A 24,928-nucleotide genomic window follows, 5' to 3' on the forward strand; every position below is an offset into this window, starting at 1 on the left:
GCCTCCGCCAGCTCATCTGGTTCCATGACCGAAAAATTAACAGAACCGGGAACGGATTAAAACCCGACACGCCACACCTAACTAAGTACTACTAGCCGCCCTGCCGCCGCGGCACAGTCCTGCCGAGTGCATAGGGCTTCCGCACCACCAAGGAGGGCTTGAGCACCTGGTGCCGATGCGGCCCCTCGCCCGCTGGCCGGCCGGCCAGCACATGGGACAGCACCGCGATAATGCGCCGGGCCGCATCGGCAACAGGCGGGGCCACACTGCTCAGGCCCACGGCAGCAGCAACCGGAGTGTCATCAAAACCGACGACGGCGGGTTCCACCTCCGGCGGCAACACCGCCCGCAACTGGGCGAAGGCACCCAAAGCCAGCGAATCGCTGGCGCAGACCAGCGCAGTGACTCCCCTCGCCAGCAAGCCGTCCACCGCCGAGGCGCCGGCCGCTACGTCGTCGTCGGTTGCTGCGCTCAACTCGTTCAGGCTTCCGCAGCTGCCGGCTGCTTCCATGGCACGGCGCCAGCCGGCCCTCCGGTCGTCCCCCAGGCCTTCGTCCGGCCGCCAGCCCAGGAAGCCGATCCGCCGGTGCCCCTGCTCGAGCAGGAATCCGGTGGCACTCTCGGTGCCGGCAGCGCCGTCGATATCCACCCAGGGATGGGCCGACTCAAACGGATCCGCCGTTCGGCTCCAGGGCCGGCCGAAGGCGGCGAAAGGAACGGCATGCTCCTGCAACCAGGCCGTCCGCGGATCTCCGGCATGAGTGCCGGTCAGCACAAAGCCATCCAGATCCGCCACGTGCAGCAGTTCGTCAATGTGGCGGATTTCTTCCTCATCATCACGCGCGCTGTAGAGGGTCAGGCGGTAGCCCGCGTCCTGGGCGGCTTCCGTCAGCGCGTGGAGAAAGCGGTCCTGAACCGCGCCGTTGATGCCGTCGGTAACAGGTGTCAGCCGCAGGCCCAGATCCATCGATCGCCGCGTGCGCAACTGGCGGGCAGCCGCACTGGGACGGTAGCCGCTCTCCTGGACGGCCTTGAGGACGCGTTCACGGGTTGCCGGCTTCACCCGCTGCGGTGCGTTGAGCACGTTGGACACTGTCTGGCGGGAGACTCCGATGGACTCGGCAAGACTGACCAGAGTGGGCTTCTTCTGTGTCATCGGGTCCCTTTTCTGCGGACTTCCGCGCTGGCTGACGCCGGCGTCCGTGCTGGCCGCTACCCAACACCGAAGACGGGGTGTTGCATCGGAGGGGGTATCTGCCAAGATGTAAACACCACAGTATGAACGTTCAAATGGGGTGTCAATGACCATCGGGGACTGACCGGCAGCTCCCTTAGGGAGCCCTTCCGCCACCCAGCACCACCGGCACGAGGCCGGCAAGTTCACGCTAATCCAAGGAGCAGCCATGGCTTTCCAGCAGCCCTACCTGCACGATCTCACCGGCGTTTTCACCGCGCCCATCCAGGTCTGGAGCGACCCGCACGGCCAGATCCGCGGCGAGGGCGCCCAAGGTGCCTACTGCGGGGATGACAGGGTTCTGGCACGGGCCGTCCTCACCGTCAACGGCCACGAGCCGGAATGGGTCTCCACCCAGCTGAAGTCCACCGAGCATGTGGATTTCATCCATTTCATCCGCGTTCCCGCCAACCTTCCGGACCCCTTGGTCTCCGTCATCCGGAGCCGCTCGGTTGATACCGGCCGGCTCGCCGAGACCCTGACGTTCAAGTCCGTACTGGCCGAACCGGTGACGCTGGATGTGAAGATGGAACTGGTCGCAGATGCCCTGCCGATGGACCAGATCAAAGCAGGCCTGGCCCTGGCCGCGGGTTCCGTTGCGCCGGAAGACCGCCGCTGGCGCTGGCGGGGCCAGGACACCAGCGCTGAGCTGACCGCGGAAGGGGCCGAGCTGGCATTCATGGGCAGCCAGGTTGTGCTTAGCTGGCGTATCACGCTCCAGCCGGGAGACGCCCTCGAGCTTGGCTGGTCGCTGGCCCTGTCCGACAAGGGCGCGCCGATGATTGCCGCCGGTGGTCAGCCGCTGCGCACCCCGTCGGTGACAGGCGACCCACGCCTCATGCGGCTGATGACGCGATCCATCAGCGATCTGAACAGCCTGCGGATCGCGGACCGGCAGCGGCCGCAGCACGCCTTCCTGGCCGCGGGCGCGCCCTGGCACCTGACCATGTTCGGCCGGGACTCCCTGATGGCTGCGCGCATGCTGCTGCCGATCGACGCCGCGACCGCCGCCGGAACCCTTCGGGCTTTGGCTGGCCGGCAGGGTACGGACGTCGTGCAGGAAACGGGCGAGGAACCCGGCAAGATCCTGCGCGAAGTCCGTCGCAGCACCTTCATCATGGGCCCCGGCGGCACGGTCATCGCGGTGCCGCCGGTCCATTACGGCAACATCGATGCCACCCCGCTGTGGATTATCCTGCTCCATGACGCGTGGCACTCGGGGATGCCGGAGGCCGAGGTCCAGGCGCTCCTGCCGCACCTCGAGGACGCCCTGGCTTGGATGCAGCACCACGGCGATTCCGACGGCGATGGTTTCCTCGAGTACGCCGGCGCTCCCGGCATCGGGCTGGCGGACCAGGGCTGGAAGGATACCGCTGGCTCGATCCGCTGGCAGGACGGCACACCGGCGGCAGGCCCCTTCGCGCTGGCCGAGGTGCAAGGCTATGCGCATGAAGCCGCTACTGTTGGGGCCGAGATGCTCGACCACTTCGGCCGGCCGGGCTCGGGCGAATGGCGGGCCTTTGCCTCCGATCTCGCGGACCGTTTCCGGGAGAAGTTCTGGTGCACCGATGACGCGGGCCCCTATCCCGCGATCGCCCTCGACGCTGATAAGAAACCGGTGGACTCCATCGCTTCCAACATGGGGCATCTGCTCGGCACCGGCCTGCTGAACGCGGAGGAAAAGGCCGCCGTCGTGACGCGGTTGATGGATCCGTCGATGTTCTCCGGCTACGGCATCCGGACCCTGTCCACCACCAATGGCGGCTACTGGCCCACCCGGTACCACGCCGGCTCCGTGTGGACCCATGACAGCGCCTGGATTCTGCTGGGCATGCTCAAAGACGGTTTCGAAGACGAGGCAGCAAAACTCGCCGGCGGCATGCTGGACGCGGCCGAAGGTTTTGACTGGCGGCTGCCGGAACTGTTTTCCGGCGATCCGGCCGACCGGAGGTGGCCGCCGGTGCCATATCCGGCGGCGTGCCGTCCGCAGGCCTGGGCCGCGGCATCAGCGGTGCCGATCGCGCAGGCACTGCGCGGCTTCAATGTCCTTGGCTAGCTGGCTGACGCGTGTGCGACGTTCGCTGGTCTGCCGCGTAGTCCACGCTGAGGTGCCGGCGGACTCTGCCGCCGGCACCTCAGGTCATAGATAGGTTAGTCAGGACACACTGGGTCCGGTAGGCCAGCGCAGCAGCGCGGCTACCTTGGTTCCTTCCGACAGCACGCCCGAGGGCACAAGGGAAACCTTGGCGTCCGTCAGGGCTGCGGCCCGCACCATGGCGGCCGGCGCCGAAATGGTGCCGAGTACCTGACCGTCCAGCGCGTTGGCCTTTTCCGTGGCGATCCACGGTTCCTTGTCCAGCGCTAACGCTTCATGGTCTACAAGCGCGGCGTCCTCAAGGATCAGCCGTTCCACCTGGGCCTGTTGCAGTGCCGTCACCACGTTGCCGTAGCCGGTTGTGGACTCCGGGTTGTCCTGGCCCTGCTGCATTTCCAGCCGGCTCAGAATTTCCTGCTGCTGCTGCGCCCAGACCTCTGCCACCAGCCGGGAGACTTCCTCCTGGAAGACCTTCTGGTCCGCGCCGCCGGTGCGGGTATGCGATTCCACCGTTGCTTCGATGGACCGGCTCGCTTCGGAAAGCTGGTTGACCACAAGCTCCCGCGCCCGGATATCCCCGGCGACGACAAGCAGGCGGGGCCGGCAGGTACTGACAACGCGGTCAATGGCACCGGCGATTTCGTCGGCGTTCTTGCGCCAGATCTCTTCGGTCCGGTGCTGGCGCCTGCCTTGCTCCCAGCCGCCGGTGGGGACCTTCTTCAGGTTTTCCTTCGAGCCTTCAACGGCATGTTCCTCGGCCACCCCGTTGCGGCGGGCATACTGCAGCCGGATCTCGCCGCCATCGCGCCCCACTTCAGCCACTACATAGGGAAAGTCATCGCCGCGCTGCTTCATCAGCGGAACCAAATCCGGCACGCTGTCCACGGAGATCTTCTCCGGTCCTGCCAGCGGCCCGGGCAGGATCTCATTGACTTCAATGTTGCCGTCACGGACCAGTACAAAGCGGCTGACCGGTGAGGGCACTCCCGTTGCCGGGGATATCGCCTCCTCGACGGCCTTCAGGTCCTGCTTGGAAATGCCTTGGCCCGAGAGCACTTCGCGGACCCGGTCCGGCAGGATGTCACCGGCCCGCAAAGTGTCCACGGTGCCGGTACTGGCGTCAACGTAAACGGTGGTCCACGGTCCGCTCTTTTTGAACAGTTCCGCGTAGGTATTGAGCTGCTCGGCCATTAGCGGTCTCCACCATCCTTTTCTGCCCTGTCAGCTTTGCCCTGCTGGGCATTCCTGATGGCTGAATCGTTCCGTATCGCATCGAGCACTTCGGGACTGTCCGTCTCGTCCGGGAAGGGTTCTGTCTCGCGGAATTCTTCTGCGTGTCCTGGTTTGCTGCCCTGGATCAGACCTTGGTCTTCATGCTTCATCTGGTCGTCCAGCTCGGAACCGTGCTTATTACTGCCCCGCTCTACCATGGTGATCTCCTTCCCACGCGGCGTACCGCGCGCTGTATCGATCGGTAATCCTCACCGTAGCACCGGCTCCAACCCCGTGGAAGAGCCCGTCCCACAACCGCAGGACCGTAAACAGAATCGGCAGAAACCGCACGTGATATCTCCCGTTCCCCGCGAAAATGTGCGCCTGTGGAGGGACACGGCCAGGGCCGCCAGCGACTGCTCTGCGGCCTGCGGCCGACGGTAACACCTGCCCCCGCATGGGAGGGCGGGGTGCGCGGCGGGCTAAAGTGGTGGGCGGGAATCGACCGCCAGTGAAGGACATCATGCATCAACGCATCCGCAATGCCAGCCTCGCCGAACGCCTCATGACTGCCGAGGAGGCCGCCTGTCTGATCAAACCGGGCATGACGGTTGCGATGAGCGGGTTCACGGGTGCGGGATACCCCAAGGCGGTCCCGCAGGCCCTGGCCGCTCTGATGGAGCGGGAGAACGACGCCGGCAGCGACTTCCGCATCAAAGTCCTGACAGGCGCTTCCACGGCACCCGAGCTGGACGGCGTACTGGCGAAGGCGAAGGGCATGGAACTGCGCCTGCCCTTCCAATCGGATCCGGCCCTGCGGGATCAGATCAACGCCGGCGATCTGGACTACATTGACATCCATCTGGGCCACGTCGCCCAGCACACCTGGTTCGGTTTCTTCGGTGCCATCGATATCGCCGTCGTCGAAGTTGCAGGCATCCTCGAAGACGGCCGCTTGATCCCCTCGTCCTCTGTGGGCAACAACAAAACCTGGCTGGAGCAGGCGGACAAGGTCATCCTCGAGGTCAACCGCTGGCAGCCGGAAGAGCTCGAAGGCATGCACGACGTCTACTACGGCACCGCCCTTCCCCCGCACCGCAAACCGATAATGCTGACCGAACCTGATGACCGGATCGGGGTGCCGTATCTGTCGGTGGACCAGGAGAAGGTCGTTGCGGTGGTCGAGACGGACGCGCCGGACCGCAACTCGCCGTTCAAGGCACCGGATGAGACCTCCCAGCAGATCGCCGGGCACATCCTTGACTTCTTCGAACATGAGATCAAGCGCGGCCGGATGCCGGAGAAGCTGTTGCCGCTGCAGTCCGGCGTGGGGAACGTTGCCAACGCCGTGCTGGCGGGTCTGGCCACCGGCGGTTACGAGGGACTGACAGCGTATACGGAGGTCATCCAGGACGGCATGCTGGACCTGCTGAAGACCGGGGTCCTGCGGATGGCCTCCGCCACCTCGTTCTCGCTCAGCGCGGCCGGCATCGAGGAGTTCAAGTCGAACATCGGCTTCTACCGCGACCGCATCCTGCTGCGCCCGCAGGAGATCTCCAACCACCCGGAGACGATCCGCCGGCTCGGCTGCATCGCGCTCAATGGCATGATCGAGTCCGACATCTACGGCAACGTCAACTCCACCCACATTGCCGGCACGAAGATGATGAACGGTATCGGCGGTTCCGGCGACTTTGCCCGTAACAGCTACCTCTCGGTTTTCATGTCGCCGAGCGTTGCCAAGGGCGGACAGATCTCCGGCATTGTTCCCATGGTCAGCCATGTGGACCACACCGAGCACGACACGATGGTGGTAGTCACCGAGCAGGGTCTGGCGGATATGCGCGGCCTCTCGCCCAAGCAGCGCGCCCGGCTGGTCATCGAGAAGTGCGCCCACCCGGACTACCGGCCCCTGCTGGAGGATTACTTCGAGCGGGCCTGCCGAGACAGCTTCGGCAAGCACACACCGCACCTCCTCGGCGAGGCATTGTCCTGGCACGAGCGTTTTGTCGAGACCGGAAGCATGCGCCCGGCGCTCTGACCACCTACAGGCAGGACAACGACGGCGGCAAGTTGCGTCGTCGTTGTTGTCTGGCAGGCGAATTAGTCGCTGCTGCCCCAGGCCTCGGCCAGCAGCCGGTAGGAGTTTTCGCGTACCTGCCGGTCGTAGGCGTAGGTGACGACCATCAACTCATTGACGCCGGTGGCTTCGACCAGCCCGCGGAGCTCGGCACTGACCGTATCCGCGGTTCCGACCGCCCCGGCGGAAAGCCGTGCCTGCACCATTGCGGCCTCACGCGGATCCCAGTCCGCCATGGCGTCCGTTCTTGGCGGCTGGACCGGACGGCGTCCACCGGTGATGATGTCCCGGACCACCTGCTGGTGCGAGGAGAACTGGAACGCGGCTTCCTCGGTGGACTCCGCCACCAGCACGTTCACGCCAGCGATTATGTACGGCTGGTCAAGCTGGGCGGTTCCGGCGTCGGGATCGAAGTACTGCTTGTACACGGCGATGGCCTCATGCAGCGATTCCGGCGCGAAGTGCGAAGCCGCGGCAAAGGGCAGGCCAAGCTGACCGGCGACAGCCGCCCCGGAGGTCGAGGAGCCCAGCACGCACATCGGCACCTGCGTATCCCGTGCGGTGAGGGCGCGCACGGCCAGGCCCTCCTGGGAGCCGAAGAACGCCTGCAGGTCGATGATTTCGCCGGCGAAGGCCTGTCCGGAGGAGTCGCCGCGGCGGAGCATGGCGGCGGTGCGTTGATCGGTCCCCGGTGCCCGGCCGAGTCCCAGGTCGATCCGGTTCGGGTACATGCTCGCCAGTGTGCCGAATTGTTCCGCGACCACCAGAGGCGCGTGGTTCGGCAGCATGATGCCGCCGGAACCTACCCGGATGCGGGACGTGCGGGAGGCAGCGAGGCTGATCAACAGGGAGGTTGCGTTGCTGACTACGCCGTAGTTGTTGTGGTGTTCAGCAAACCAGTAGCGCCGGTAGCCGGCGGCGTCGGCAACCTCGGCCAGGCGGGCACTGGCCTCTATCGCCTCCGCCACGCTCTGGCCCTGGGAAACAGGGGCCAGATCCAGCACGGAGAGGGGAACATCGGGGCGGAGGGCAAAGGCGTCGGTCACCCGGCCGATCTTACCGGCGGAACCAATCGGCCGGGTGATGCCCGCCGCTGCTGTTACAGCGGATTACCGGGCTTGCTTTCTGCGGGTACCGGACGGATCAGGCATACCTGGCTTACCGGGCCAGGTACTCCTTGTGCTGCTTGTGCGCCTCGGCCACCTGGGCACGGATCCGGTCCACGTCCTTGGCCTTGTTGCGGTACTTCGGCTCCATGTGTTCAATCTGCCGCTCTTCCTCGCGCAGCGCGTTGTAGATGCGCTCGCGCTCCGCCGGGTCCGCGGTGTAGCTGAGGTCCAGGTAGTTGACCGCGTGGCGGCGGGCGTTGTTGATGGCGGTCTGCGCCTTGCCTGCCTTGCTGAGCAGCGACGCCACGATGGTCACGACCAGCACGCCGATGATAACCGTCAGGGACAGGCCAGTGGAGATCTCGACGACCGGAACCGGCTGGCCGTCGTTGACGAACGGCAGATTGTTTTCGTGCAGGGCGTGCAGGATGAGCTTGACCCCGATGAAGGCGAGGATCGCGGCCAGGCCGTAGGACAGGTAAATCAGCCGGTCCAGCAGGCCGTCGATCAGGAAGTACAGCTGGCGCAGGCCCATCAGCGAGAACGCGGTGGCAGTAAAGACAATGTAGACGTTCTGGGTCAGGCCGAAGATGGCAGGAATCGAGTCCAGTGCGAACAGGATATCCGTTCCGCCGATCGCTACCATGACGAGCAGCATGGGGGTCAGGACCTTCTTGCCGTTCTCCACGGTGAACAGCTTGTCGCCGTCGTACTCCTCGGAAGTATGGAAGAACTTGCGGGCCAGCCGGATCATGAAGTTGTCGGCTTCGCCGCCGCCGTGGTCAGGCTTGATCAGGTTGCCGGCGGTGATCAGCAGGATGAGGCCGAAGGCGTAGAAGACCCAGGCAAAGGAGTTGATCAGCGCGGCGCCGAGGAAGATAAAGCCGGTGCGGGCAATCAGCGAAAACACAATGCCGAACAGCAGCACCTTCTGCTGGTCCTCGCGCGGCACCCGGAAGCTGGCGATGATGATCAGGAAGACAAACAGGTTGTCCACCGAGAGCGCCTTCTCCGTGATGTACCCGGCGAAATACTCCGAGCCCATTGCGGTGCCGCCATAGATCAGAACGAGAATGCCGAAGAGAATGGCGATGCCCACGTAGATGGCGGACCAAATGGCCGCTTCCTTCAACTGGGGAACGTGCGCTTTGCGGATGTGGAAGAAGTAGTCAAAGGCCAGCAGGGCCAGGATGACCACTATCGTGATGCCCCAGATCAGGGGGGAAACAGTCAAGATATGCCTGCTTTCGTAAGGTGGGTAGCAGTGAGCTGAGCAAGTCTCTCCGCCCGCCGTCCGGCTGGCCGCTGCACCCGGCGAGGCATCGGTGCCTGACGTGTTGACGAGTGCAACGCTTGGAATACTCCCTTACGCATTTTTCATTCTAACGTCGGTTTCAGCAAGAGACGAATCTTGGGTCGGCGCCGGCGCGTGGATTCTTGCTCGGTGCCTCTGCCCCGCTCGGTCATTGTGCAGATCAGGGCCAGTTGGCCCGGGGCAATAGGCGCGCGGCCTGCACTATCGATTCGCAGGGAAACTAGTTGGGGAGATGGAAACCAGCTGGCTAGACGGAAAGTACTTGCGGCGGGTACAGGTGACTGCGCGTCTCTCCGGCGGAGTCAGATGCCGTCGCCATTGCGGCCGCGCTTCTTCTTGTCCGCGCTGAGTCTGCCGGCGCCGATGGCGGCACCGACGGCAACTCCGACGATGATCCACCACCATTGGCCAGCTATCGTCGACAGCACTACACCGAGCAAAATCCCGAAGATCAGCCCCATAATCAGCGGGTCGGTTCCGGGTTTGCGGCCTCTGGATCCCTCAGCCATTGTCCCAAGGTAGCAGTGCCGCAGGTTGCTGTCAGCAGGTCCGGGCATTGTGCACGGGAGCGCGGGCGACTATGCGGCATCCCCTATGCACGTTGTGCCGCCTGTGCAACGCTAGGGAGCATGGATAGAGCCGACTTGGAACAAGCCGTGCGGCTTGCCACCGACACCGAACGGGCGGCGGCTGCGGAGTACCGGCAAGAAATTCTGGCAAGCGAAGCGGACGGCAGTGCCACGCTCACGCCGAAGGGCCGCGAGTGGGTTATCGCGTATGACGAACTGGCCGCGGCGCGGGATGCCTTGGAAGCCGACCAGCGCTGACCGGCCGTCAGCCAACCGACCGTTACCGACGAGGAAAGGCATCAATGTCTTACTTTCTGGAATATGTAATCCCCGCGGGCCAGGGCGATGGGGACTACGAGTTCCCGGTCAGCGAAGAGCACCGCGGGTATACCGTCCCTCTGACCGAGGTTGACGCGGAGGTCGTCCAGACCGACCGGTTGCCCGTCCGCACCGAGGTTTTCGGCGCAAGCCTGGACGAAGCCAAGACCGCCGCGGAAGAAATCCTCAGCAACAGCAAGGCCAGCCAGGCATCCCTCTATGACGATCCGACCGAGTCCATGCAGACCGGTGCCGGCACTCTGATCGCCAGCTACGCGCAGGGCAGCGGCTGGCAGGAGCAAACCCGGTAGCAAGTCGGGGCTAAAGCTACTCGTCGAGGATGACCTCGGATGCTTCGGTGGACCGATCCGTCACGGTCGTCGGCGCTTCCAGATGCACCGCGCCGGAGGGCAGGATCCCCGCTCCGCCGTAGCGCTCCATGACCCGCAGCTGCGCGACCACGTCTTCTCCGGCATGGGCGGCCGGCAGATCCTTCCAGAACTCGAAGCCGCCGCACTCAACCAGCTTGTCGCGGTCGTAAAGCACACAGCCGCCAACCCAAGCCACCTTGTACAACCGCCACTCGCCATCGGGAATCTCCAAGGACCGCGCAATGTGTGTCAGATTCGCCGCGTTGTGCAGCGTCCAGCGGGCGAACCGTTCATCCGTGCGGCGCACGCGCTCCGGCTTGACGGTCCCCTCCCACAGCTCAAAGGGCTCCTGCTCCTGAGGCCGTTCGTCGTCCAGGTAGGAGAGCCCCTGGACGGCCGCCCCGATAAAACCGCAGCCGGCTTCGCGGATGGCTTCGTACATCCGCGCAAGCATGCCGGGCTCCAGCCAGATGTCATTGTCCAGGAAGAGGATCAGCGGCGCGTCGGCAAGGCCCAGCAGGAAATCGCGCTGCTCCGCCATGCCTTGCCGGGGCAGATGCCGCTCCAGCCTGACCTTGCAGCCTTGGGCCCGGAGCACCCGGACCATTGCTGCAACCGCCGGATGTTCCCAGGTGGGATCGCCGTCGGTCTGGTCGCTGATGGTCACCGAGAACGCGGGCCCGTCCTGGGCGGCGAGTCCGGCCAGCGTCACGGCCAGTTCCGCCTCACGACCGTAGGTGGGGATCAGTACGTCCACGTCGGCCTGCGGCTCCTCGGGCACCGGGAGCGCCCACTGCCCCGAGTGCCTGCGGGTCATGCCCGTTCCGCCTCTTCGGCCACAGGTCCGGCCGCAGCGGTGCCTTTACCCGCGTCCGCATCTGTGCCGGTGCCGGTGGCGGTGCCGCGGATGCGGCGCACTACCGCCGTCGTCGAATGTTCGGAGACGTAGTCCAGGATGCTCACCTGTCCTCCATATGCTTCGACCGCGGGCGTCTCCTCCAGCATCTGCGGCGAATAGTCCCCGCCCTTCGCATAGATGTCCGGTTTGACGGCCTCGATGAGCGGGATGGGGGTGTCCGTATCGAACACGGTCACGTAGTCCACGCAGCTCAGCGCCGCGATGATGCCCGCGCGGTCCCCCACCGGATTGATCGGCCGGTCCGGGCCCTTGAGCCGGCGGGCGGATTCATCGCTGTTCAGCGCGACCACGAGCACATCGCCCAGCTGTTTGGCCTGGTTCAGGTAGCGCGTGTGCCCGCGGTGCAGCACATCGAAACAGCCGTTGGTCAGCACGATCCGCCGGCCCGCGGCCCGCTCGTCGCTGAGCCGCCGGGCCAGTTCCGCCTCGTCCAGTGCTGTGTCGCTGAAGCTGCCCAGATGACCGGCCAGATCCGCCGTGGTGCACACCGAGGTGCCGGGGCGGTGGACAACGACGTCGGCAGCAGCCTGCGCAAGATCCAAGCAGGTGGTCAGCTGCAGCCCGGCAGCGCGCGCGAGCGTCAGGCAAGCCACAAAGGTGTCCCCCGCGCCGGAAGCCTGCTTCTCGGTAACGGGGCGGGCCCACGTGCGGTGCGTGCCGCCGTCGTTGTTGAGCAAGATGGTGCCGTCCCGGTCCAGGGTAACGACGGCGGAGCGGGCACCTGCCGCTTCGAGCAGCTGCGCGCCGCTCGCGGCGACCAGGCCCGCCCGGTCCGAGTCCGGTTCGAAGGCGATGCCCAGGAGCCCTGCGGCTTCACCGGCGTTGGGCGTGACCAGATCCGGCTGCAACTGCGCCCAGGGCCGCGGATCGTGCGCGTCCACCACCGTCAGCCGGTCGCCGCGGTGGGCCGCCAGGGTTTCGCGGACGGCGCCGCTGAGGGCTCCGGAACCGTAGTCGCAGACCACCACGGCGGCACTGGCCAGCAGTGCCTGCGGCACCGCGGCGGCCAGCTGCTCCACCGCATCGGCAGGCACCCGCTGGGTCTGTTCGTCCATCCGCAGCATGATCTGGTCTCCGCCGATCACGCGGTACTTGGTGGTGGTGACGACCTCCGGATGTTCGATGAGGCCGGAGACGTCCACGCCGGCACCGGCCAGCAGTTCCCGTAGCCGGCCTCCGGCCTCGTCGCCGCCGGTGAGCCCGACAATCCGTACCTGCGCGCCGAGGGCAGCAAGGTTCACGGCGGTGTTGGCGGCGCCGCCGGGGGCGTACTCGCGCCGGGCCATATCAACCACGGGCGCAGGAGCCTCGCGGCAGAAACGCTCGATCCGGCCGGTGAACCAGCCGTCAAGCATGACGTCGCCGAGCACGGTGATCTGCGGGGCGGCCTCGGCCAGGCGCTGCGGCAGCCAGTCCGCGAGTCCGGAAATGCCTTCCAGCGAGCTCATCGCGTCACCCCGCCCGGCAGACCGACATGGACCACCTTGACCTGGGTGAATTCGTCCAGCAGCTCCGGACCGTAGCCGAAACCGTGCCCGCTGTCCTTGCGCGGCTGGGCCGAACCACCCGGCGCACCGCCGAAGACGGCGTTGATCTTGACCGTACCGACAGGCAGCGCTGCCACCGCGTGTTGGGCGTGCGCCATGTCGGTCGTCAGCACGGTGGCGGCCAGGCCGTACCGCCCGGCGGCCGCGCGCTGCAGCCCCTCCTCGAAGCTGTCCACCACGGACACCGGTGCCACCGGCCCAAAAGTCTCCTCGGTCATGACCGTCATGTCCTCGGTGCAGCCGAGCAGCACGGTGGCCGGATAGCGTGCGCCCGGCCCTTTGGGCAGTGCGCCGCCTTCCGTGGCCTTCGCGCCGGCCGCGAACGCCTGGGCAACCTGGGCGTGGACTTCATCGCGCAGCCTCGTATCCACCAGCGGCGCGAACTGGCCAGTGTTGCGCTTGCGGGCCTCCTCGGCGAGGGCCTTGCAGAAGGCGTCGGCCACGTCGCGGTGCACGTAGATCCGTTCCACTGAAGTGCAGATCTGGCCGCTGTTGGCGAACGCCCCAATGGCTGCCTGCTCCGCGGCCCACACCGGGTCCACGCCGGCGTCCACCAGCAGCGGATCATTGCCGCCGTTTTCGCGGATTACGTGCGCCCCGGTCAGCGCCGCCGCCTGCGCGATCCTCGTCCCGGTGGCGCTGGAGCCCACATGGGCGAAAACATCGACGCCGGGATGGCTGGTCAGCGCCGAGCCCACCTGCGGTCCGCCGTTGAGCGTGATCAGGACGTCCGGCGGCAGCACCGTGGCCAGCACCTCCCCGAGTATCGCGCCCAGGTGCGGGCAACGTTCGCTCGGCTTATGCACCACGGCGTTGCCGGTCACCAGTGCGGCGCCCAGCAGGCCCGCGGCGACGGCAACCGGATCGTTCCATGGGGTCAGCAGGACCGCGACGCCGCGCGGTTCAGCCACGGTGTAGTCGGCCGCCATCCTGGAACCCCGCAGGCTCAGCCCGCGGTGAACCGGTGCCAGTTCCGCGTACTGCCGCAGCGTTGCGGCGCCGGCATTCACGCCCTCCAGAGCCTCGGCTTCCGGCCGTCCGGTTTCGCGCGCGTTCATCAGCGCCAGCCGTTCGGCGTTGTCGCTCAGCGCAGCGGCCGCCGCATACAGCAGTTCGCCGCGGGCTGCCGGGTCCATGGCCGCCCAGCCCGGGTGCGCGGCGCGGGCCGCGGCAATCGCCTGATCCACTTCCTCGCGGCTGGCCTCCGGCACGCTGCCCACAAGACTTCCGTCGCGCGGATCGTGAATGGTGATGGCGGCGTCGGCTGACGCGCCTGTCTTGCCGGAAGTGCCGGCGGTAGCTGCTGAGTTTTCCTGCTGCAGGACTGTCTCGGAACCGGTTGTCATATCGCTCCTTTTCCAGATCGGCCCGGCCGCACACAAAAGTGCTGGCCGAACAAAGCGTTCTGCTGACTCCGTACCCCGTTGCTTGCCCATTCAGACACGGAGGATCCAACCTCTTTGAAGCACTGGCCAGCGGCGCGGAAGCGCTTTAGGGTGAAGCTCAGAACTGATACTGCCGATGCCCGCCGGCGAAGATGGAGGTACACATGGAACAGGAAATCGACGTCGACAAGGTGGCCACCGGTGGAGCGGACTTCGGCGGCGAGCGGCTCGATGCAACGGCAAGCCAAGGCCTTGTCGGCCCGCTGCTGGGTCGGTTCGACGGCGTCAAGAAGATCGCGGTACTCCGTGGCGGTGGACTCGGCGACCTGATGTTTGCCGTGCCGGCCATGCAGTCGCTGGCCGCCGCATACCCGGAGGCGACTATCACCTTGCTCGGGGCACCGTTGCATGCCGCGCTGCTGGATGGCCGGCCGGGTCCGGTGGAGCGCGTCGAGGTGCTGCCCTTTGCGCACGGCGTGCGGCCGGGACCCGAGGATTCCGCGGCGGTGGAGGAGTTCCTGGCGCGGATGCGCGAAGAGCGCTTCGATCTGGCCGTCCAGCTCCACGGCGGCGGGCGCTTTTCCAATCCGTTCCTGCTCGAGCTGCAGGCCCGGCACACCGTGGGCGCCCGGACCGAGGATGCTGCGGCCCTGGAACGCACCATCCCCTACCTCTATTACCAGCACGAGGTGCTCCGCGCGCTGGAAGTGGTCGGCCTCGCCGGTGCCGCCCCGGTAGCGCTGCAGCCCCAGTTGACGGTGCTGCCGGAGGAAGAGACGGCAGCTGCGGGCCTGCTGGACGCCGGGCGGCCCTCGCTGGTGACCATCCACCCCGGCGCCTCGGACCAACGGAGGCAATGGCCGCCGTCGTACTTTGCGCAGGTCGCCGCATGGGCGGCGCAGGACGGCTGCCAGGTCCTCCTCATCGGGGGCCCGGAGGATGCGGACGTGGCGGACACCGTGGTTTCCCAGGCGCAGGAACTGATGAACGACGCCGGCAGCATCCGTTCCGTGGCCGGGCAGCTGGGGCTCGGGGAATTGGCCGCCTTGCTGCGCGCGAGCGACGTCATGCTCGGAAACGACAGCGGGCCACGGCATCTGGCCCAGGCCGTGGGCACGCCTACGGTCGGGATCTACTGGGCCGGGAACATGATTATGGCGGGTGCGCTGGGACGAACGGTGCACCGGGTCCACATGTCCTGGATGACGCACTGCCCGGTCTGCGGATCCGATCTGACGCAGGTCGGCTGGACCGCCGAGCGCTGCGAACACGAGTTTCCGCTGACCGAGCAGATACGCCCCGAAGACGTCTACTCAGACGTCCGCCAGCTTAGGGCCACGAGTCTTCTTCTTCGTGGCAAATAACCATTTCGCGCACCTCGCAGCCCTTTGGCTGTGAGAGTGCGAAGAGGATGGCTTCGGCCACCCGCTCGGGGTCGTTGAGCCGGGAGTCGTCCTGCGGCTTGTACTGCTCCGTCCGGTCGTCGAAGAACCGGGTCTTCATGCCGGCGGGAATCATGGTGGTGACTCCGACCTGCCCGCGCGTCTCCGCTGCCAGCGCGCGGCTGAAACCGACGACGCCGAACTTCGAGGCGCAGTAGGCGGTGGCGTCCGAGACTGCCTTGATGCCCAGCGACGAGGCGACCGTGATGACCCGTCCGTGCGAGGCCATCAGGTACGGCAGCGCGGCGCGGACCACGGAGACCGTGCCCATCAGGTTCACGCCGATCACCTTGTCCCACTCATCCGCCGGGACGTCTTCCAGCCGGCCGCAGCGGTCGATGCCTGCCGCGGTGACCACGGCATCCAGCCCGTCCAGCGTTTCCGCTGCCTGCTGTACTGCCGCGGTGACGGCCTCGCGGTCGGAGACATCGACTTCCAGGCACTTCACGCCGGAGACGCGGCTGACGTCGCGGTCCAGCACCACCGGGGTGCCGCCGGCTTCACGGACTGCTTCGACGACGGCGGCGCCGAGGCCGGAGCCCCCGCCGGTGACCAAAACTCGACCGGGATTGTAGGGACTGGTAGGCGTGGATCCTGCTGGTTTCATCTGTTCCTCCTAGTGGACGTGATGGTCTTGTTGGCTAGCCGACCTTGGCCAGGGCCGCGGCCAGCTGGGTGGTGGAGCGCGCCGGATGGTAGGGAACCGTCACGGCGCGTCCGCCCCAGGTCTGCAGCAGCGCTGCTTCGGGCAGCTGGTCCGCTGTGTAGTCCCCGCCCTTGACCCAGAGGTCCGGCCGCAGCTGTTCCAGTGCGGTCTCCGGGGTCTGCTCGTCGAAGACCAGCACCGCGTCCACGCATTCCAGCGAGAGCAGCAGTTCGGCACGGTCCTGCTGGCCCATGATGGGACGGTCTTCGCCCTTGAGCCGCGTGACCGAGGCGTCCGAGTTGAGGCAGACGATCAGGCAGTCACCCAGCCCGCGGGCGGCCGCCAGGGTCCGGGCGTGGCCGGCGTGCAGCAGGTCGAAGCAGCCGCCGGTCGCCACCACGGTGCCGCCGGCTTCCCGCGTCTGCCGGGCCACCCGCAGCGCATCCACGCCGCCGCCGTGCAGCTGCTCCGGCGCGGCCTCTTCGCGCAGACTGGCCACCCCGCCGGCGGCAAGGAAGGCGGCCGCCTGTTGCACGGCGCCCTCGGCCGCGGCCGGCAGCGGCTGCCCGCCCATCAGCCCAACGGCGAGCGCGCCGGCAAAGCGGTCACCGGCACCGCAGGGATCCCCCGCCTGCACCTTGGGCGCGGGGATTACCTGCGGCAGGCCGTCGTCGGCCAGGACCAGTGCGCCGGCGCCGCCGAGCGTAACGATTACCGCCCCGCACTGCCAGGCACGGCGCAGTTCCTCCGCTGCCAGGGCAGCCTCGCGGGCACCGCCGTCCTGCTTGGTGGACAGCCCGGCTGCCCGGATCGCCTCCGGCAGGTTGGGCGTGACCGCGGTGACGCCGGGCACCGGAGTGCTTCCGGAAGGGTGCGGGTCCCAGACCACGGGTATCCTGCCGGCGAGTTCCTGCAGAAGTTCACGCAGCCGGGTATTCGCGGCCAAGCCCCGCCCGTAATCTGCCACGACCACGGCGTCGGCCTGCGCGAGGGCGGCGAGCATTCCGTCGGTCACGTCAGGAATCTTCACCTCGCCGCAGCCCTCGTCGAACCGCACAACGCACTGGCCGGCGGCCCGGATCCGGGTCTTCATCGGTGTGGGTGCGCCGGATGGGCCGGCAATGACCTCTATCCCGTCAAGGGCGCCGCGCAGCTGTCCGGAAACGCCGTCGTCGGACAGCACGGTGACCAGCCGGACGGCGTGCCCGTCGCGCTCCAGCATCCGTGCCACCAGCCCGGCACCGCCGGCCCGGTAGTCCGTCTCCGCCACATCCACCACAGGCACCGGTGCATCCGGGGAAAGCCTGCTGGCATCGCCGTGTATATCGGCGTCGAGCAGCACATCCCCCACCACCACAATGTTCTTAGGACTCATGGACGCCCCCTCCTGTCCGTACCGCGCGGACCGGCCGTGCGGCCCGAGCCGGCCGACGCGGCTCCGGCCGCCGTTTCTGCTGCCCGGCGCCGCGCCACCTCGGCGTCGAACGCCCGGCAAATGGCGTGCAGGGCCATCAGATGCCCCTCCTGCACATTGGCCGGCAGCGCATCGATGGCGATGTAGTCGTCGCAGATCCTGGTCAGCGGGTTCGGGGCGCTGCCGGTCAGCGCCCACGTGGTCACGCCCAGGCTCCGGGCGGCCTCCACCGCATTGAGCAGGTTGGCGCTCTTGCCGCTGGTGGTCAGCAGCACCAGCACGTCCCCCTCGCGCCCGTGGCCGCGCACCTGCCGGGCGAACAGCTGGTCAAAACCGTAGTCGTTGCCGATGGCGGTGACCGCGGAGGTTTCCGCATGCAGCGAGATGGCCGAGAACGCCTCCCGCTCGCCGTCGAACCGGCCCACCAGCTCGGCGGTCAGGTGCTGTGCCTCCGCGGCGGACCCGCCGTTGCCCGCGGCCAGCAGCCGTTGCCCGCCGAGCAGCCGGTCGGCCAGGTCGATACCCCAGGCCGCCAACTGCGGGGCCTGGCAGCGCAGCGAATCGACGGCCGGAGCCACCTGCCGCAGATGCTCCAGCACTGCGTCCAGGCCCCCGGCCGTTTCCTCCCCGGCACCGTCATGGTGCCCGGGGCCGGGCTCAGTAGAAGGCACGACGGCGGGACTCGGCACCGGGACGAGGGCCGGCCCCTGCGGCCGGGCGTAAGTTTCCGGATCCGACTGCGTCCTACCGGCGGCCTGGCTGCGTGCGGTTGCCTGCCGGCCGCCCGTCTGGGTGGTGGTGATCGATACTGGTCTCACAATGCTTCCCCTTCCAGCTGGCGCACTGCCCCGCTCAGGGCACCGGAGTTCCGGGCCAGGTTGTAGGCCTTTTCGGTATCGGCGGCAACACGGTCCCAAGAGTAACGGGTGCGGACCCGCTTCCGGCCGGCCCTGCCCAGCTCCTGCGCCAGCTGCGGATCCAGCAGCAGCTCCGCCAGTGCGCAGGCCACCGCATCGGGGTCCTTCGGCGGCACCTGCAGGCCCGTCTTGCGGTCCACCACCGTGTCGATCAAACCGCCGACGGACGCCGCAACCACGGGAACACCGCACGCCATGGCTTCCAGCGGCACAATGCCGAACGGCTCGTACCACGGCACGCAGACGACGGCGTCGGCGCTGCGCAGCACGGTAGGAATCTTGTCCTGCGGAATCTGGCCGCGCAGCACCACCTGGTCCGCGACACCGAGCTCGCCGGCCAGCTCCATCAAACGCCGCGCTTCGGGATCCCCCGCCAGCCCATCCGGCCCCGAAGCTCCGCCGACAACCAGCAGTTCGACGTCGTCAATCCCTTGGTCTTTCAGCAGCCGCAGCGCGCGGACCACCAGGTCAACGCCCTTGCGCGGCACCAGCCGGCCTACGCTGATGATCCGGTGGCGGCGACCGCGCGGCTCGACGTCGCCGGTGGCGCCGAACAGTTCCAGGTCCACGCCGCAGGGGGCGATGGAAATGTTGCTCCGTGGCACGCCCATGGCCGTCAGCTCGAAAACCTCGTCGGAGCAGGTTGCAATGATGCGGTCCACGTTGCGTCCCACGGACGGTTCGAGCCAGGCGCGCTGGGCGGGGCTGGTGTCCTGCGCGCCCTGGTGCCTGCGCTTGACCGTGCCGAGGGCGTGGAACGTCTGCAGTACGGGCACCGGGTAACCGGAACCGTAGTTCCGCCGGGCCGCATCGAGGGCAGCGACGCCGGACATCCAGAAATGGCCGTGGACGATATCCGGCGGGTTGCAGTCCCAGTCCGCCGAGATTCCGTCCGCCAGCTGGCCCATGAACGGCAGCAGCTCGTCCTTGGACACCGGCTCGGGCGGTCCGGCATCGATGTGGACCACTTCCACGCCGGGCCGCATCCGCACGCGCGTGGGCAGGGCCGCGTTGTCCCGCCGGGTATAAACGGTGACGGAGTGCCCGCGCTTGGCCAGGGAGGCCGAAAGGGCGGCGACGTGCACGTTCTGGCCGCCGGCGTCCACTCCTCCCAGTACGGCCAGCGGGCTGGCGTGTTCGGAAACCATGGAAATCCTCACAGCTCTCTCCTCTCGTTCGCTGCAATAACCCTGCCGGCGTGTGTCCTTGTTTCGGCCAGCACCGCGTCCCAGTTGTCCAGGAAGGCCGCCAGTCCGTGGCGCTGCAGCACGGTTTCGCGTGCTACTGCACCGCGGGCGCGGGCCTCCTCGGGTTCCTGCACCAGCCGCGCCGCTTCCCGGCGCAGCTCGTCCACATTCGTGGAGATGGCGCCGGCCTCCGGCGGAACAGCCCGGGCCGCTTCCGTGGTGGCCAGCGCGATGACAGGCATGCCCAGATGCATGGCTTCCAGCAGGGCCAGGCCCAGCGAAGTCCAGCGCAGCGGATGCACGTACGCGCGGCAGCGGGCCAGTTCGGCATGCAGCAACTTGCCCGGCAGGTCGCCGCGGACAGTCAACTGGTCGGGCCCCAGCCCGGTGGCGGAGGCGAGCTCATCCGTGCCCATGCCAAAGACCTCCAGATGGCCGGCCAGCGCGAATTCGGGCAGCAGGTCCGTGCCGGTCACGCGCCAGCGGCGGACAGGTTCGTTGACCACCACGGCCAGATGGTCCAGCTCGCCGGTATAGAGGTGTCCGGGGTCCACGACGCCGTGTTCGATCACGGTGGTGGGCGCGGTCCCGCAGTCCCAGAACAACCGGTTGAAGTGGGTCACGTGCACCACCGGAATGGATTGCTGGTCCGCCAGCGGGTGCAGGGAATTGGGAACGTCGCCCTTGGGCGTGTTGTGTTCCAGGAAAACCGCCGGAATGTCGCGGCCCGGGCGCCTTCCCAGCAGCCGCTCGCATTCGGCCAGTTCCTCCGGCCGCTGCAGCACCACAACGTCGATATCCTCCTCGCGCAGGTCCTCCGGCGCGATGTCGCGGACATTTTCGGGCCAATCGCGGCCGGCCCGGCCCAGGCCCCAGGGTCCGCCGTCGGGCGTTGCGGGCAGCAGGTATTCGTGGCGGCCGCGCACAAACGCGTCAGTCCAGCCGCCGTGGACATGCCAGAGCAGTATCTTCATGCGTTCCTCGTCTCTCTGCGGGTGGGCAAGGAAGTAACTCCGGTGGTCAGCCGCTGCACGGCCGCCACCACTTCTTCGGGTTCGACACCGGACAAGCAGGGGTGGCCCGGCACCGGGCAGACGCGGGCGCGGCTGAGCCGGCACGGCGCGTTCTGGTCCCCCAGCAGCTCCAGCGGCACTTTGTACGGCGCCCAGCGCACGGCCGGGACCACCGGGGCGAAAAGGCTGACCACGGGAGTTCCGACGGCGGCGGCCAGGTGCGCGGGACCGGTATTGCCGGTTACGACGGCGGAGGCACCGGCCAGCACGCCGGCCAGGCTGTGCAGGTCCGTCCGGCCGCCCAGGTCCAAGGCGTCCGGGCCCGCCACTGTCGCTGTCAGTTCCGTCTCCGCGGGACCGCCCGTGACCACCACGCGGTAGCCGGCGGCGATGAGCAGTTCCACCGCCGCCGCATGGTGCAGTGGCGGCCAGGCCCTTGCCGGGACGGCGGCACCGGGGTGGACGGCGATGTACGGTTCGGTTCCTACCAGCCAGGCGACATCCGGAATGTCGCGCACGCGCAGCCGTCCGTCGTCGTTAGTCGGCAGACGGTAGCCCGCGGCCGCGGCGATCTGCAAGGCGCGCTCGGCCTCCGGCTGGTCTTCGGGAAAATCTTCGCCGGGCTTGAGCCGCACATCCAGCAGCGAACCGGCATAGTCCGTGGACGCCGCGGTAATCCGTTCCACCCCGGCCAGCCGCAGCAGCATGGCCAGCGGCAGCGGGGACTGGTGGAACGACGTCAGGATCACGGCTTCCTCAACCTGCCGGCCGCGCACCCAATCGCACAGCGCGGCGACGTGGTCCTCGGTGACCGGCGGCGCCGGATCCACGATCCAGGGACTGGCCCAGGTGAACACGTCCGTCACGCCCGGCAGCAGCCGGGCCGCCGCGGTCCCCTGCGGCCCGCACAGCATCAGGACCTCGTTGGACCGCGCGCTCACACCGGCGGCCACGGCCCGGACGGCAGGGCCGGCAAGCAGCACGTCCCCCGCGCTGTCCAGCCTGGCTACCAGCACCCGGCTCATAGGCTGCCCCGCGCGACGTCGCCGTCCCGGACCAGGTCACCTTCGTGCAGGAAACCGGCTCCCAGGAGCAGCTCAAGGGCCGCCGCCAGATCCGGCGCGACCAGCTCCGCCGCGTCGATTTCCTCGGCGCGTGTCACCGGGGTCGGCACCAGCACACCGGTCGCTCCGGCTGCGGCCGCCGCCTCGACGTCGGGACCGATGTCCCCGATGAAAGCGACTTCAGACGGCTGCAGGCCAAGCCGGCGGCAGGCACTGAGGATCATCCCCGGCGCCGGCTTCCGGCACTCGCAGCCGTCCGCCGGTCCGTGCGGGCAGACTTCCCAGAGGTCGAACGGTCCCAGCAGTTCCTCGACCCGGGCATTGACCGCGTCGACCTGCGGTCGCTGCAGCAGTCCGCGGGCAATGCCGGACTGGTTGGTCAGGACGCCGCAGCGCAGTCCGGCGCGGCGGACCGCGTCAAGGGCCTCGGCGGCGCCGGGCATCGGCCGGACGTGTTGCGGGTCCGCGTTGTATGGAACGTCCACCACCAACGTGCCGTCCCGGTCGAAGAGGACGGCCTGCGGCGGATCGATAACGTGGCGACTCATACCAGCACTGTTCCCGTAGAAGCAGCGGCCTAAACACTTCCGCCGCGACTTCTTTTACTTCTTCTCCCCAGCTCTCCTGTTCCCGCCGGTCCGGCCGCGGCATGTGGCACCATAAAATCAACACCGATGGAAGGGACTTTCCACCACAATGGAGCAATTGATGCGGGACGGGCTGGAGCCCGACGGCAGGCCGGAACTGCTGGTACTGCGCGCCTTGAAGCTCGGCGATCTGCTGGTGGCGGTTCCCGCCCTGCACGCCCTGCGGCGGGCCTATCCGGACCACCGGATCATCTATGCCGCCCAGGGCTGGCTCCGTCCCATGATCGAACTGGTCGGCTCCGTGGACGATCTGCTCGATACGCACGGCCTGGATGTCCCGTTGGCGCTCTCTCCGGGTCGGGTCGATGTTGCCGTGAACCTGCATGGCAGCGGGCCGGAGAGCCGCGGCCGGATCGCGGCGCTGCAGGCCAAACGGATCATTGGCCACCTGTCCGAGGAGTGGGCCGGTCCGCGCTGGCAGGACGGCGTCCATGAGCGCGAGCGCTGGGCCCGGCTGGTCCATTGGCATGGCATTGACGCCGATCCGCTCGACTACCGGCTGCAGCCGCCTGCGGTTGCCAGCCCCCGGCCCGGTGCCGTGGTCATACACGTAGGCGCCGCCTACGGCAGCCGGCTCTGGCCGGTGGAACGCTTTGCCGAAGTCTCGCGGGAACTGGTCGCTTCGGGGCACGAGGTTCTCTTCACCGGCAGCAGCGGCGAACGGCCTCGTGCCGAAAAGGTAGCCGCCCTCGCCGGCCTCCCCCCTGAAACCGTGGTGGCAGGCGAGCTGGGACTAGCTGACTTCGCGGCGGCCGTCGCGGACGCGGCACTGGTCATTTCGGCGGACACCGGAGCCGCCCATCTCGCCTCCGCGTACGGCCGTCCCTCCGTGGTCATCTTCGGGCCGGCCCCGGTAGCCGAATGGGGGCCGCCGCCTGGACCGCACATCGTGCTGACAAACGAAGCACTTCGCGTCGGGGACACCTTTTCGGACCAGCCGGACCCGGCGCTCCTGGCCGTCAGCGTGCAGGACGTGCTGTCCGCTGTGTCCCGGCTGGGTGTCTGAGGTGCCCACCCGGGCAAGTGGGAACTAGGCAGTGCGCACTCTGGCGCCGTTGTCGGCATCGTGGTCTTCCAGCAACTGGCGCTGCAGCTTCACCAGGATCCGGGCCAGCGCACGGGAGACCTGCATCTGGGTCATCCCGACCCGCTCGCCCACCCGCTGCTGGGATTCCTCCTCGAAGTACCGGTAGTACAGCAGCTGCTGCTCGCGCCGGCTGAGCTCGCGGATGGCGCCGCGCAGCATGAGCAGCTCCTCCGCCTTGTCCAGCCTGTTGTCCGTGCCGCCCAGCGAGTCGGCCAGATTCCGGCCATCGGCATCCGCTTCCAGCGAATCCGGCCGCAGGCTGCTCTGGCAGTTCAGGGCCTCCGCTACCGACTCCCGGCTCTCGCCCAGTTCTTCCGCCAGCTCCGCCAGGAAAGGGTCCCGCCCCAGCCGCTGGGCCAGGGCCGGCCCGGCTTTCGCCGCCGCTGTGCGCAGGTCCTGGATATGGCGCGGCGGCCGGATCACCCAGCAGCTGTCCCGCAGGTACCGTTTGAGTTCGCCGGTCACCGTGGGCATCGCATAAGCGGGAAAATCCGTTCCGCGTTCAGGGTCGAAACCACGTACCGCCTTGAGCAGTCCCAACCGGGCAACCTGCTTCAGGTCATCAAGCTCGCGCCCGGTGCCCACATAACTCCGTGCAGCCGTTTCCGCGATGTCCAGGTGTCCCAGCACCAGTTCCTCTTCAAGCGCCCGGCGGAGCGATCCCTTTGCGCGCCGCGCCTGGCGAAAGAGTATCTTGTTGTTGCTGGTGGCAAGCTGCATAACCGTTGACTCTCCTGATCAGGGGAACCACGCGGCGTATCCGCGTTCCACTTCAGGGAAACATAAGCATGCTTACATATCAACGGTTCTTCGGAAAAAGTTGCCGGAAAAACTTCTCCTACCCGGGGAGAAGAAGGTATAAGCCGAAGAAGCAGTTCAAGCGCTGTGCAGGTGCAGGAGCCGCGCGGCATCGGAATAAGTATCCGCCGGCACTCTGTCCATGCGGCAGACCGGGGAAAGCTTCGGCAGTAGCAAGACAACGACGCCGACACCCTCCAGCACACAGCGCACTTCGGAATAGATGGCCGTCGCATTGGCGCTTGAGGGTCCGGGCAGGTAGCCAAGCATCTCGAGCGCCTGGGTCTCCAGGTGCCGCGCCTCGCGCAGATCCAGGGTGAGGGAGACGTCTGCCGCCAGGGAGTGCGCCCGCCGCAGAACGCACAGCAGCGCCTGGCAGCTAGCGGCGGTCAGGCAGCCCTGGACATCGATCCGCGCGGTTTTAAGATCGGCATCGAGGCCGACGACGAGCTGCAGTTTGTGATCCATTGATCAGTCCCCGAAAAAAATAAGACAATACGGGCTACATCCTTAACCCGGCCCCAAGTAAACCAGACTGTGCGGTGCATCACAAAACCGA

Annotated in this window: 24 protein-coding genes; 6 read left to right on the forward strand and 18 right to left on the reverse strand. The window is 67.4% G+C overall.

Going from position 1 to position 24,928, the window contains the following annotated elements; translation table 11 throughout:
- Positions 1–91: 91 nt before the first annotated feature.
- Positions 92–1,156, reverse strand: a complete 1,065-nt coding sequence (locus B0G38_RS18695; RefSeq protein WP_264670828.1) for a LacI family DNA-binding transcriptional regulator — start codon at positions 1,154–1,156, stop codon at positions 92–94.
- A gap of 247 nt (positions 1,157–1,403) precedes the next feature.
- Between B0G38_RS18695 and B0G38_RS18700 the strand changes: the two genes are divergently transcribed.
- Complete coding sequence (locus tag B0G38_RS18700; protein ID WP_264670829.1) at positions 1,404–3,290, forward strand: glycogen debranching N-terminal domain-containing protein; 1,887 nt, start codon at positions 1,404–1,406, stop codon at positions 3,288–3,290.
- 99 nt (positions 3,291–3,389) lie between these two features.
- On the opposite strand, the gene B0G38_RS18705 is transcribed toward B0G38_RS18700, so the two are convergent.
- Complete coding sequence (locus tag B0G38_RS18705; RefSeq protein WP_264670830.1) at positions 3,390–4,520, reverse strand: baeRF2 domain-containing protein; 1,131 nt, start codon at positions 4,518–4,520, stop codon at positions 3,390–3,392.
- Positions 4,520–4,759 (reverse strand): hypothetical protein, encoded by a 240-nt coding sequence (locus tag B0G38_RS18710; RefSeq protein WP_139004440.1) that lies wholly within the window; start codon positions 4,757–4,759, stop codon positions 4,520–4,522. Before B0G38_RS18710 ends, B0G38_RS18705 begins: the two co-directional genes overlap by 1 nt.
- Positions 4,760–5,064: 305 nt before the next feature.
- Here B0G38_RS18710 and B0G38_RS18715 point away from each other — a divergent pair, with 305 nt between their 5' ends.
- Positions 5,065–6,582: an acetyl-CoA hydrolase/transferase family protein gene (locus B0G38_RS18715; protein WP_264670831.1), complete on the forward strand. Its 1,518-nt coding sequence runs from the start codon at positions 5,065–5,067 to the stop codon at positions 6,580–6,582.
- Between the two features lie 62 nt (positions 6,583–6,644).
- Here B0G38_RS18715 and B0G38_RS18720 read toward each other — a convergent pair whose 3' ends face one another.
- The 3 genes from B0G38_RS18720 to B0G38_RS18730 form a co-directional block, all read right to left on the reverse strand.
- Positions 6,645–7,667 (reverse strand): LLM class flavin-dependent oxidoreductase, encoded by a 1,023-nt coding sequence (locus tag B0G38_RS18720; RefSeq protein WP_264670832.1) that lies wholly within the window; start codon positions 7,665–7,667, stop codon positions 6,645–6,647.
- 112 nt (positions 7,668–7,779) lie between these two features.
- Entirely contained in the window at positions 7,780–8,964 is a 1,185-nt protein-coding gene (locus B0G38_RS18725) for a TerC family protein (RefSeq protein ID WP_264670833.1), read from the reverse strand.
- 383 nt (positions 8,965–9,347) lie between these two features.
- On the reverse strand, positions 9,348–9,554 hold the full coding sequence (locus B0G38_RS18730; protein ID WP_264670834.1) for a hypothetical protein: 207 nt from the start codon (positions 9,552–9,554) through the stop codon (positions 9,348–9,350).
- Positions 9,555–9,674: 120 nt separating this feature from the next.
- Here B0G38_RS18730 and B0G38_RS18735 point away from each other — a divergent pair, with 120 nt between their 5' ends.
- Positions 9,675–9,872 (forward strand): hypothetical protein, encoded by a 198-nt coding sequence (locus tag B0G38_RS18735; protein WP_264670835.1) that lies wholly within the window; start codon positions 9,675–9,677, stop codon positions 9,870–9,872.
- A gap of 44 nt (positions 9,873–9,916) precedes the next feature.
- Positions 9,917–10,243, forward strand: a complete 327-nt coding sequence (locus B0G38_RS18740) for a hypothetical protein (protein ID WP_264670836.1) — start codon at positions 9,917–9,919, stop codon at positions 10,241–10,243.
- A 16-nt stretch (positions 10,244–10,259) separates the two neighbouring features.
- On the opposite strand, the gene B0G38_RS18745 is transcribed toward B0G38_RS18740, so the two are convergent.
- Genes B0G38_RS18745 through B0G38_RS18755 form a run of 3 tightly spaced genes read right to left on the reverse strand, consistent with a single transcriptional unit; the run spans position 10,260 to position 14,115 of the window.
- Entirely contained in the window at positions 10,260–11,120 is an 861-nt protein-coding gene (locus B0G38_RS18745; RefSeq protein ID WP_264670837.1) for a glycosyltransferase family 2 protein, read from the reverse strand.
- Positions 11,117–12,670 carry a D-glycero-beta-D-manno-heptose 1-phosphate adenylyltransferase gene (rfaE2, locus tag B0G38_RS18750; protein ID WP_264670838.1) on the reverse strand — a complete coding sequence of 518 codons (1,554 nt, stop codon included), beginning with the start codon at positions 12,668–12,670 and terminating at the stop codon, positions 11,117–11,119. Before rfaE2 ends, B0G38_RS18745 begins: the two co-directional genes overlap by 4 nt.
- On the reverse strand, positions 12,667–14,115 hold the full coding sequence (locus B0G38_RS18755) for an aldehyde dehydrogenase family protein (protein WP_264670839.1): 1,449 nt from the start codon (positions 14,113–14,115) through the stop codon (positions 12,667–12,669). The genes rfaE2 and B0G38_RS18755 overlap by 4 nt, the downstream gene beginning before the upstream one ends.
- 203 nt (positions 14,116–14,318) lie before the next feature.
- Here B0G38_RS18755 and B0G38_RS18760 point away from each other — a divergent pair, with 203 nt between their 5' ends.
- Complete coding sequence (locus B0G38_RS18760) at positions 14,319–15,518, forward strand: glycosyltransferase family 9 protein (RefSeq protein ID WP_264670840.1); 1,200 nt, start codon at positions 14,319–14,321, stop codon at positions 15,516–15,518.
- On the opposite strand, the gene B0G38_RS18765 is transcribed toward B0G38_RS18760, so the two are convergent.
- The 7 genes from B0G38_RS18765 to B0G38_RS18795 all read right to left on the reverse strand — a co-directional run bounded on the left by B0G38_RS18765 (position 15,484) and on the right by B0G38_RS18795 (position 22,385).
- Positions 15,484–16,203, reverse strand: coding sequence for an SDR family oxidoreductase (locus B0G38_RS18765; protein ID WP_264670841.1), 720 nt, complete (start codon positions 16,201–16,203; stop codon positions 15,484–15,486). The two genes, B0G38_RS18760 and B0G38_RS18765, sit on opposite strands and share 35 nt — an antisense overlap.
- 34 nt (positions 16,204–16,237) lie before the next feature.
- Complete coding sequence (locus B0G38_RS18770; protein WP_264670842.1) at positions 16,238–17,617, reverse strand: PfkB family carbohydrate kinase; 1,380 nt, start codon at positions 17,615–17,617, stop codon at positions 16,238–16,240.
- On the reverse strand, positions 17,614–18,345 hold the full coding sequence (locus tag B0G38_RS18775) for a D-sedoheptulose-7-phosphate isomerase (protein WP_413542094.1): 732 nt from the start codon (positions 18,343–18,345) through the stop codon (positions 17,614–17,616). The genes B0G38_RS18770 and B0G38_RS18775 overlap by 4 nt, the downstream gene beginning before the upstream one ends.
- 125 nt (positions 18,346–18,470) lie before the next feature.
- On the reverse strand, positions 18,471–19,733 hold the full coding sequence (locus B0G38_RS18780) for a glycosyltransferase (protein ID WP_264670843.1): 1,263 nt from the start codon (positions 19,731–19,733) through the stop codon (positions 18,471–18,473).
- A complete protein-coding gene (locus B0G38_RS18785; RefSeq protein WP_264670844.1) occupies positions 19,730–20,734 on the reverse strand; it encodes a glycosyltransferase in 1,005 nt (334 codons plus the stop codon). Before B0G38_RS18785 ends, B0G38_RS18780 begins: the two co-directional genes overlap by 4 nt.
- Positions 20,731–21,798: a glycosyltransferase family 9 protein gene (locus B0G38_RS18790; RefSeq protein WP_264670845.1), complete on the reverse strand. Its 1,068-nt coding sequence runs from the start codon at positions 21,796–21,798 to the stop codon at positions 20,731–20,733. Before B0G38_RS18790 ends, B0G38_RS18785 begins: the two co-directional genes overlap by 4 nt.
- A complete protein-coding gene (locus tag B0G38_RS18795) occupies positions 21,795–22,385 on the reverse strand; it encodes a D-glycero-alpha-D-manno-heptose-1,7-bisphosphate 7-phosphatase (RefSeq protein ID WP_264670846.1) in 591 nt (196 codons plus the stop codon). Before B0G38_RS18795 ends, B0G38_RS18790 begins: the two co-directional genes overlap by 4 nt.
- A 160-nt stretch (positions 22,386–22,545) precedes the next feature.
- On the opposite strand from B0G38_RS18795, the gene B0G38_RS18800 reads away from it, so the two are divergent.
- On the forward strand, positions 22,546–23,490 hold the full coding sequence (locus tag B0G38_RS18800) for a glycosyltransferase family 9 protein (protein ID WP_264670847.1): 945 nt from the start codon (positions 22,546–22,548) through the stop codon (positions 23,488–23,490).
- A 24-nt stretch (positions 23,491–23,514) separates the two neighbouring features.
- Here B0G38_RS18800 and B0G38_RS18805 read toward each other — a convergent pair whose 3' ends face one another.
- Together B0G38_RS18805 and B0G38_RS18810 are read right to left on the reverse strand one after the other, a co-directional pair.
- Positions 23,515–24,291: a sigma-70 family RNA polymerase sigma factor gene (locus tag B0G38_RS18805; protein WP_264670848.1), complete on the reverse strand. Its 777-nt coding sequence runs from the start codon at positions 24,289–24,291 to the stop codon at positions 23,515–23,517.
- 156 nt (positions 24,292–24,447) lie between these two features.
- Complete coding sequence (locus B0G38_RS18810) at positions 24,448–24,837, reverse strand: hypothetical protein (RefSeq protein ID WP_264670849.1); 390 nt, start codon at positions 24,835–24,837, stop codon at positions 24,448–24,450.
- Positions 24,838–24,928: the final 91 nt, after the last annotated feature.

It is taken from the genome of Crystallibacter permensis (assembly GCF_025960875.1).
GTDB lineage: Bacteria > Actinomycetota > Actinomycetes > Actinomycetales > Micrococcaceae > Crystallibacter > Crystallibacter permensis.

What these genes read in the sequence shown, in the direction of transcription:
- B0G38_RS18695 (WP_264670828.1), bottom strand. Translation starts at nt 1,156, where the DNA reads ATGACACAGAAGAAGCCCACTCTGGTCAGTCTTGCCGAGTCCATCGGA.
- B0G38_RS18700 (WP_264670829.1), top strand. Translation starts at nt 1,404, where the DNA reads ATGGCTTTCCAGCAGCCCTACCTGCACGATCTCACCGGCGTTTTCACC.
- B0G38_RS18705 (WP_264670830.1), bottom strand. Translation starts at nt 4,520, where the DNA reads ATGGCCGAGCAGCTCAATACCTACGCGGAACTGTTCAAAAAGAGCGGA.
- B0G38_RS18710 (WP_139004440.1), bottom strand. Translation starts at nt 4,759, where the DNA reads ATGGTAGAGCGGGGCAGTAATAAGCACGGTTCCGAGCTGGACGACCAG.
- B0G38_RS18715 (WP_264670831.1), top strand. Translation starts at nt 5,065, where the DNA reads ATGCATCAACGCATCCGCAATGCCAGCCTCGCCGAACGCCTCATGACT.
- B0G38_RS18730 (WP_264670834.1), bottom strand. Translation starts at nt 9,554, where the DNA reads ATGGCTGAGGGATCCAGAGGCCGCAAACCCGGAACCGACCCGCTGATT.
- B0G38_RS18735 (WP_264670835.1), top strand. Translation starts at nt 9,675, where the DNA reads ATGGATAGAGCCGACTTGGAACAAGCCGTGCGGCTTGCCACCGACACC.
- B0G38_RS18740 (WP_264670836.1), top strand. Translation starts at nt 9,917, where the DNA reads ATGTCTTACTTTCTGGAATATGTAATCCCCGCGGGCCAGGGCGATGGG.
- B0G38_RS18745 (WP_264670837.1), bottom strand. Translation starts at nt 11,120, where the DNA reads ATGACCCGCAGGCACTCGGGGCAGTGGGCGCTCCCGGTGCCCGAGGAG.
- rfaE2 (WP_264670838.1), bottom strand. Translation starts at nt 12,670, where the DNA reads ATGAGCTCGCTGGAAGGCATTTCCGGACTCGCGGACTGGCTGCCGCAG.
- B0G38_RS18755 (WP_264670839.1), bottom strand. Translation starts at nt 14,115, where the DNA reads ATGACAACCGGTTCCGAGACAGTCCTGCAGCAGGAAAACTCAGCAGCT.
- B0G38_RS18760 (WP_264670840.1), top strand. Translation starts at nt 14,319, where the DNA reads ATGGAACAGGAAATCGACGTCGACAAGGTGGCCACCGGTGGAGCGGAC.
- B0G38_RS18765 (WP_264670841.1), bottom strand. Translation starts at nt 16,203, where the DNA reads ATGAAACCAGCAGGATCCACGCCTACCAGTCCCTACAATCCCGGTCGA.
- B0G38_RS18770 (WP_264670842.1), bottom strand. Translation starts at nt 17,617, where the DNA reads ATGAGTCCTAAGAACATTGTGGTGGTGGGGGATGTGCTGCTCGACGCC.
- B0G38_RS18785 (WP_264670844.1), bottom strand. Translation starts at nt 20,734, where the DNA reads ATGAAGATACTGCTCTGGCATGTCCACGGCGGCTGGACTGACGCGTTT.
- B0G38_RS18790 (WP_264670845.1), bottom strand. Translation starts at nt 21,798, where the DNA reads ATGAGCCGGGTGCTGGTAGCCAGGCTGGACAGCGCGGGGGACGTGCTG.
- B0G38_RS18795 (WP_264670846.1), bottom strand. Translation starts at nt 22,385, where the DNA reads ATGAGTCGCCACGTTATCGATCCGCCGCAGGCCGTCCTCTTCGACCGG.
- B0G38_RS18800 (WP_264670847.1), top strand. Translation starts at nt 22,546, where the DNA reads ATGCGGGACGGGCTGGAGCCCGACGGCAGGCCGGAACTGCTGGTACTG.
- B0G38_RS18805 (WP_264670848.1), bottom strand. Translation starts at nt 24,291, where the DNA reads ATGCAGCTTGCCACCAGCAACAACAAGATACTCTTTCGCCAGGCGCGG.
- B0G38_RS18810 (WP_264670849.1), bottom strand. Translation starts at nt 24,837, where the DNA reads ATGGATCACAAACTGCAGCTCGTCGTCGGCCTCGATGCCGATCTTAAA.